This window comes from Metallibacterium sp. (genome assembly GCF_054637675.1).
Genome location: NZ_JBTSRB010000084.1, coordinates 1 through 5,894, shown reverse-complemented (window position 1 = coordinate 5,894; position 5,894 = coordinate 1). Strand labels below are relative to the sequence as shown.

Annotated in this window: 4 protein-coding genes; 3 read left to right on the top strand and 1 reads right to left on the bottom strand. The window is 69.0% G+C overall.

Going from position 1 to position 5,894, the window contains the following annotated elements; translation table 11 throughout:
* The 3 genes from ACYDAT_RS15475 to ACYDAT_RS15465 form a co-directional block, all read left to right on the top strand.
* On the top strand, nucleotides 1-760 hold a 760-nt coding region (locus ACYDAT_RS15475; protein WP_461451274.1), incomplete at its 5' end, for a polysaccharide biosynthesis/export family protein.
* A 46-nt stretch (nucleotides 761-806) separates the two neighbouring features.
* Nucleotides 807-2,996 (top strand): GumC family protein, encoded by a 2,190-nt coding sequence (locus ACYDAT_RS15470; protein ID WP_461451272.1) that lies wholly within the window; start codon nucleotides 807-809, stop codon nucleotides 2,994-2,996.
* Between the two features lie 98 nt (nucleotides 2,997-3,094).
* Nucleotides 3,095-4,366 carry a tetratricopeptide repeat protein gene (locus tag ACYDAT_RS15465; protein ID WP_461451270.1) on the top strand — a complete coding sequence of 424 codons (1,272 nt, stop codon included), beginning with the start codon at nucleotides 3,095-3,097 and terminating at the stop codon, nucleotides 4,364-4,366.
* Nucleotides 4,367-4,467: 101 nt separating this feature from the next.
* On the opposite strand, the gene ACYDAT_RS15460 is transcribed toward ACYDAT_RS15465, so the two are convergent.
* Nucleotides 4,468-5,712, bottom strand: coding sequence for an ATP-binding protein (locus ACYDAT_RS15460; protein WP_461451268.1), 1,245 nt, complete (start codon nucleotides 5,710-5,712; stop codon nucleotides 4,468-4,470).
* Nucleotides 5,713-5,894 lie beyond the last annotated feature (182 nt).

Here is a 5,894-nt window from a genome sequence, read left to right as displayed (position 1 = left end):
TGATGCACTGCGCGGGTCGCGACCCGCATCCACCAAGGGAGCCGCGATGGGCCACGTGACACTGAGGACCGCGCTGCTTGTCTGCGGCATGCTGCTGCTGGCCGCCTGCGCCTCGAATCCCTCTTCCAACAGCGCGGTGCCGATGGTGTCCCCCGGTGCTCGCGCCTTCAATCCGGCCGCGCTGCTGGGGCCAGAGGCGCGGCAGTACCGCCTGGGGTCCGGCGACCTGCTCGAGGTCAGCGTGTTCCAGGTCAAGGATTTCAACAAGGTCAAGGCACGCGTCGACGGCATCGGCGACATCGACCTGCCGCTGGCCGGCGTGGTCAAGGTCGGCGGCCTGACCGTCAACCAGGCGCGGCAGGCGATCACGCAACGGCTGGCCGAGACCTACCTGCAGGATCCGCAGGTTTCGGTGTTCCTGGACAAGGCCGCCAACGAGCGCTTCACCGTGGACGGCGCCGTGCACAAGCCCGGCGTCTATCCCATGCTCGGGCAGATGAACCTGCTGCAGGCCATCGCCATGGCCCAAGGCCCGACCACGCTGGCCAACTACAGCCGGGTGGTGATCTTCCGCACCATCGGCGGCAAGCCGATGGCCGCGCGTTTCGACCTCGACCAGATCCGCGCCGGCACGATGATCGATCCCACGCTGTATCCCGACGACATCATCGTGGTCGACGAATCGGGCCTGAAGTCGACGCTGAAGGCGATCATCGACAACATGCGCGGTTTCATCTACTTCCAGGCCTACAAGCTCTGACCCGCCGGTCCGCCCCGGCGATGCCCCGCACCGACATGGACTTTGCATGACACCCAATCCTCTCGACACGGAGACCGTCCCCGAAGCGGGCGCGCGCATGCCCGATGGCGGCGCGCCGGGCGATGACGACATCGATCTGCAGGCCTACTGGCGCGCGCTGCTCGGCCGGCGCTGGTTGATCCTCGGCGCCACCGGCCTGTGCGTGCTGATCGCGCTGATCCTGACCCTGCTGGCCACGCCCATCTTCCGCGCCGACACCACGCTGCAGATCAACCGCGACACCGTCAACGTCGTGCAGGTGCAGGGCTTCCAGCCGGTCGAGTCGCTCAATGACCAGACCTTCTACCAGACCCAGTACGACCTGCTGAAGAGCCATTCGCTGGCGCGGCGCGTGGTGGTGGCGATGGATCTGCAGCACGACGCGGCGTTCCAGGGCCTGCTGCGGCCCTCGCCGCTGGCGCGCCTGCTGGGTTTTCTGCACGGCGCCTCGGCGCGCAAGCCCGACCAGATTGACCAACTGCGCGCCGATGCCGGTGCGCTGCTGCACATGGTCTCGGTGCAGCCAGTGCTCAACTCCAAGCTGGTCACCGTGTCCGTGGACACGCCCGATCCGCGGCTGTCCGCGCGCATCGCCAACGTCTACGCCGACCAGTTCATCCGCTCCAACCTCGACCGGCGCATGGCCGCCTCGGGCTACGCCAAGCAGTACCTGCAGGACCGCCTGCAGCAGCTCAAGCTGCGCCTCGAGGATTCCGACAAGGAGCTGGTGGCGTTCGCGCAGAAGCACGAGATCGTCAACATCAGCGATCGACAAAGCCTGGTCGGGCAGCAGCTCGAGCAGCTCAACGTCGCGCTGGCGCAGGCCGAGCAGGATCGCTACAAGGCCGAGGCCAAGTGGCGCCAACTGCAGGGCGCGCCCGCCGACCAGATCGCGCAGGTGCTGGGCGACCCGGTCATCGAGAAGCTGCAGCAGGCCTACGCCGAGGACCAGGCCAAGTACCAGGACCAGTTGCGCATCTACAAACCGGCGTTCCCGGCCATGCTGCAGTTGCACGCCAAGCTGGATGAAATCCACCGGCAGATCGCCGCGCGCACGGCGTTGGTGCGCGGTTCGGTGCAGAGCGCCTACGCGGCGGCCAAGGCGCGCGAGACGCTACTGCGCCAGCGCGTGGCCGACCTGCGCCAGCAGGTGCTGAATCTCGAGCAGCGCAGCATCCGCTACAACATCCTCAAGCGCGAGGTGGACACCAACCGCCAGCTCTACGACGCCATCCTGCAGCGCTACAAGGAAATCGGCGTCGCCGGCGGCGTCGGCATCAACAACATCTCGGTGGTGGATCGGGCGGAGCCGCCCATGGTCCGTTACCGGCCGCGGCTGAAGTTGAATCTGACCATCGGCTTGCTGCTGGGGCTGTTCGCCGGCATCGCCGCGGCCCTGGTGCTGGACCATCTCGACGACACCGTGCACCTGGCGACCGACGCCGAGCAGAAACTCGGTCTGGCTGTGCTCGGCATCATCCCGCTGGCGCGCGCGGGCACGCCGGAGCAGGCGCTGCAAGATCCGCGCTCGGCGCTGGCCGAGGCCTACCGCTCGGCGCGCACCGCGCTGCAGTTCGCCACCGCCGACGGCGTGCCGCGTTCATTGCTGGTCACCAGCACGCGCCCGGGTGAGGGCAAGAGCACCACCGCCCTGGCGCTGGCGCAGAGCTTCGCGCAGATGGGACGGCGCGTGCTGCTGGTCGACGCCGACATGCGCAATCCCGCGCAGCACAATCTCGGCGCGGCCGACAACAGCCGCGGCCTGAGCAACGTGCTGGCCGGCGCGCTGACCTGGCGCGAGGCGGTGGTCGGCGGTGACAACGGCCCGGCGCTGCTCGCCTGCGGGCCGCTGCCGCCGAATCCCGCCGAGCTGCTGGCCGGGCCGCGCCTGGCCACCCTGCTCGCCGAGGCGCAGGCCGAATACGACCTGGTGATCCTCGACAGCCCGCCGGTGCTCGGGCTGGCCGACGCCCCGGTGCTGGGTCATTGCGCGGCCGGCACCTTGCTGGTCATCGAGGCCGGCGGCGCGCGCATCGACCACATCCGCGACGCGCTCAAGCGCCTGCGCGCGGCGCGCGCGCGCGTGGTCGGCGCCGCGATTACCAAACTCGACGCGCGGCACGGCGCGTACGGCTATGGCTACAGCTATGACTACGGTGATGCCCATGGCGGCAAGACGAGTCGCCGCAACGCCTGAATCGCGGCGCGCGGCGTTTGCGCGTGAAGTCGCGGCGGGCGCTGGCGGTGGCGTGACCGTGGACCGCGACGGATGCATGGCACGCGCGGCGTGCGCGAGTGCGTCGCCGTGATGACCCCGCCGCGGTGAGCCATTCGGCCGCCATCGCCGTGCGCGCCATCGCCGCGCTGCTGGTCGCCGCGTTGCTCGGCTGGCAACTGCTGGGTTTGACCCTGTCCATGCAGCGGCTGCACAGCGATCCCGCCACGGCACACGCCTGGGCGCCGCAGTCCGCCGCCGCGGCCGCCGATTGGGCGCAGCAACGGTTCGATGCGGGCGACACGGACGCGGCCACGCGGCTGGCGCGTGCCGCGCTGGTCGATTCGCCGCTGGCCGCCGATGCCTATCGCGTGCTGGCCGAGGTCGCCCTGCAGCGCGGCGCCAGCGCCAGCGCCGAAGCGCGCTTGCGCATCGCCGCGCGCCTCGATCCGCGCGACGCCGCCACGCAGGCCTGGCTGGCGGCCGCGGCGCTGCGCGACGGGCATCTCGAAGCGGCGCTGTGGCATCTGGACGCCATCCTGCGCGTGCACCCCATATTTGGTGCGCGCCTGTATCCGCAACTGCTGGCGCTGGCCCGCGCGCCGGGCGCCGCGCCGGCCTATCGCGCGGTGTTCGCGGCGCATCCGCCCTGGGGCGGAGACTTCTTCCGCTGGGCCTGCGCGCAGCCCGTCGCCGCCAATGCTTCCGTGCAAGCGTTGTTCGCGGCGCTGCGCGCGTTGCCCGGCACGCTGGACGCGGCCGACTGGTCGGCCTATCTCGACCGCCTGATCGGGCAGCAGCGCTGGCTGCCGGCGTATCTGGCCTGGGTCGAAAGCCTGCCGCCCGCGCAGCAGCAGCACCTGGACAACATCTTCGACGGCGATTTCCGCGATCCGCCCAGCGGACGCGGCTTCGACTGGCGCATCGGCTACGTGCCCGGCGTGGAGATCGCGGTAGTGCCGCGCGCCACGGCGACCGGCAACGCCCTGCAAGTGCGCTTCCTCGACCAGCGCGCGCCGCTGTGGGGCCAGGTGGCGCAACTGCTGGTGCTGGCGCCCGGGCGCTACCGCGTGAGCGGGCAGGCGCGGCTGCACGACCTGCAGAACGACCGCGGCCTGCAATGGGTGCTGAGCTGTGCCGATAACGGCCGCCAACTGGCCGCCAGCGCGCGGATGCGCGGCAGCATGCCGTGGCACGGCTTCGCCTTCGACGTGCAGGTGCCGGCGCAGGGTTGTGGCGCGCAGTGGCTCAGCCTGCGTCTGGCCTGGCGCATCCCCGCCGAACAATGGGCGGATGGCCGCGCCGAGTTCACCGATCTGCGTGCCGCGCGCCTAGCCCCCGGGCGTGATTGATTGGATCTCGCTGTGGAAAAGCGATCCCCGCCGGCGCGGGGGATGATCGCGTATTCCGATCAAACCACCACGATTGGTGCGGGTCTGGCAAGTGGCCCTCTTCACATGTCCCAAAGCCGCGCCAAGGGCACGGCCAGGCAATGTTCGGTATCGAGTTTGATGCTGCTGTCGCCTGCGTGCATCACGACGCCGCCCTTGAAGGCATGGCCACACTGCTCGGCCAGCCGGCGCAGGCCGCGGCCATCGGCGGGCGTGACGGTAGCGGCAGCTTTCACTTCCACGCCCCAGACATCGCGCCCCCGCGTGATCACCAGGTCCACTTCCACCTGATCCTTGTCGCGGTAGTGCCAGAAGTCCAACTCCGGCGCAGTCCAGCCCGCTTGCGCGCGCAGTTGTTGAACCACGAAGGATTCCAGCAGATGTCCGAAGCGTTCGCGTTGGGCGACCGCATCCTCGGCCGTGAGGCCGGAAAGGGTGGCGCACAGGCCGCTGTCCACCAGGTGCACCTTGGGCGTCTTGATCAGGCGCTTGGCGTGATTGCGATGCCACGGCGGCAGGCGTTGCACGAGAAACAGGCGCTCGCACACGGCAAGGTAGTGTTCGACGGTTTCACGGCGCAGGTCCAGCTCGTTGGCGATGCTGGAAACATTGAGCAACTGCGCCGTACGCAGCGCCATCAGTTCGAGCAGGCGGGATACTGCCCGCACATCGCGTACGCGGGCGATGTCCTGCACGTCACGATTCATCAACGCGCGCAGGTATTGACGATGCCATTCGCGCGCGCGCGCCGGCGGGCGCGCTACGGTTTCCGGAAAGCCCCCAGCTGTCACGCGTGCCGCAAGCTGCGCCAGGCCCGGGCCATCGACAGTTGTCAGTGAGGGTTTCAGGCGGCCCTCGATCAAGGCCAGCAGAAAGCCACCGGGCTTGCGGGCCTGTTCGGCGGCGGTCAGCGGCGGCAGCTCCACCACTTCCATGCGCCCGGCCAGCGAATCGCCCAGACGCGGCAGCAGCAACAGGTTGGCCGATCCGGTGAGCAGAAAGCGGCCAGGCCGCCGGTCACGATCCACCGCCAGCTTGATCGTGCGAAGCAGCTCGGGGACGCGCTGCACTTCGTCCAGGATGACCGGATCCGGCAACGCGGCCACGAAACCGGCGGGATCGCTCTGGGCAAACGCCAGGGTCGCAGGATCGTCCAGGCTGATATAGCCATACCGCGGCTCGAAGTGTCGCACCAGCGTGGTCTTGCCCGACTGCCGCGGTCCGAGCACGCAGACCACCGGCGTATCGGCCAGCGCGATGCGCACCGCGCCCAGCAAAGGACGGTCGAAGGGCTTGGCAGTCACCATGATGCGATCAGTGTACCGTCCAATTGCCTATTCATGTACCGTCCAATTGCTTATTGGCATGTCGTCCAGTTGCCTACCATTGGCTGATTGCGCGCATCACGCGCGCCAGGATCGAGCGCACGAGGCTGATCGCAGCGCGTGCAAGGTAAAGCATCATCGGCCGACTGACGATGGCGATAAAG

Bases quoted from the DNA above. Each gene is read 5' to 3' on its own strand.
- ACYDAT_RS15470 (WP_461451272.1), top strand. From the start codon at position 807: ATGACACCCAATCCTCTCGACACGGAGACCGTCCCCGAAGCGGGCGCG.
- ACYDAT_RS15460 (WP_461451268.1), bottom strand. From the start codon at position 5,712: ATGGTGACTGCCAAGCCCTTCGACCGTCCTTTGCTGGGCGCGGTGCGC.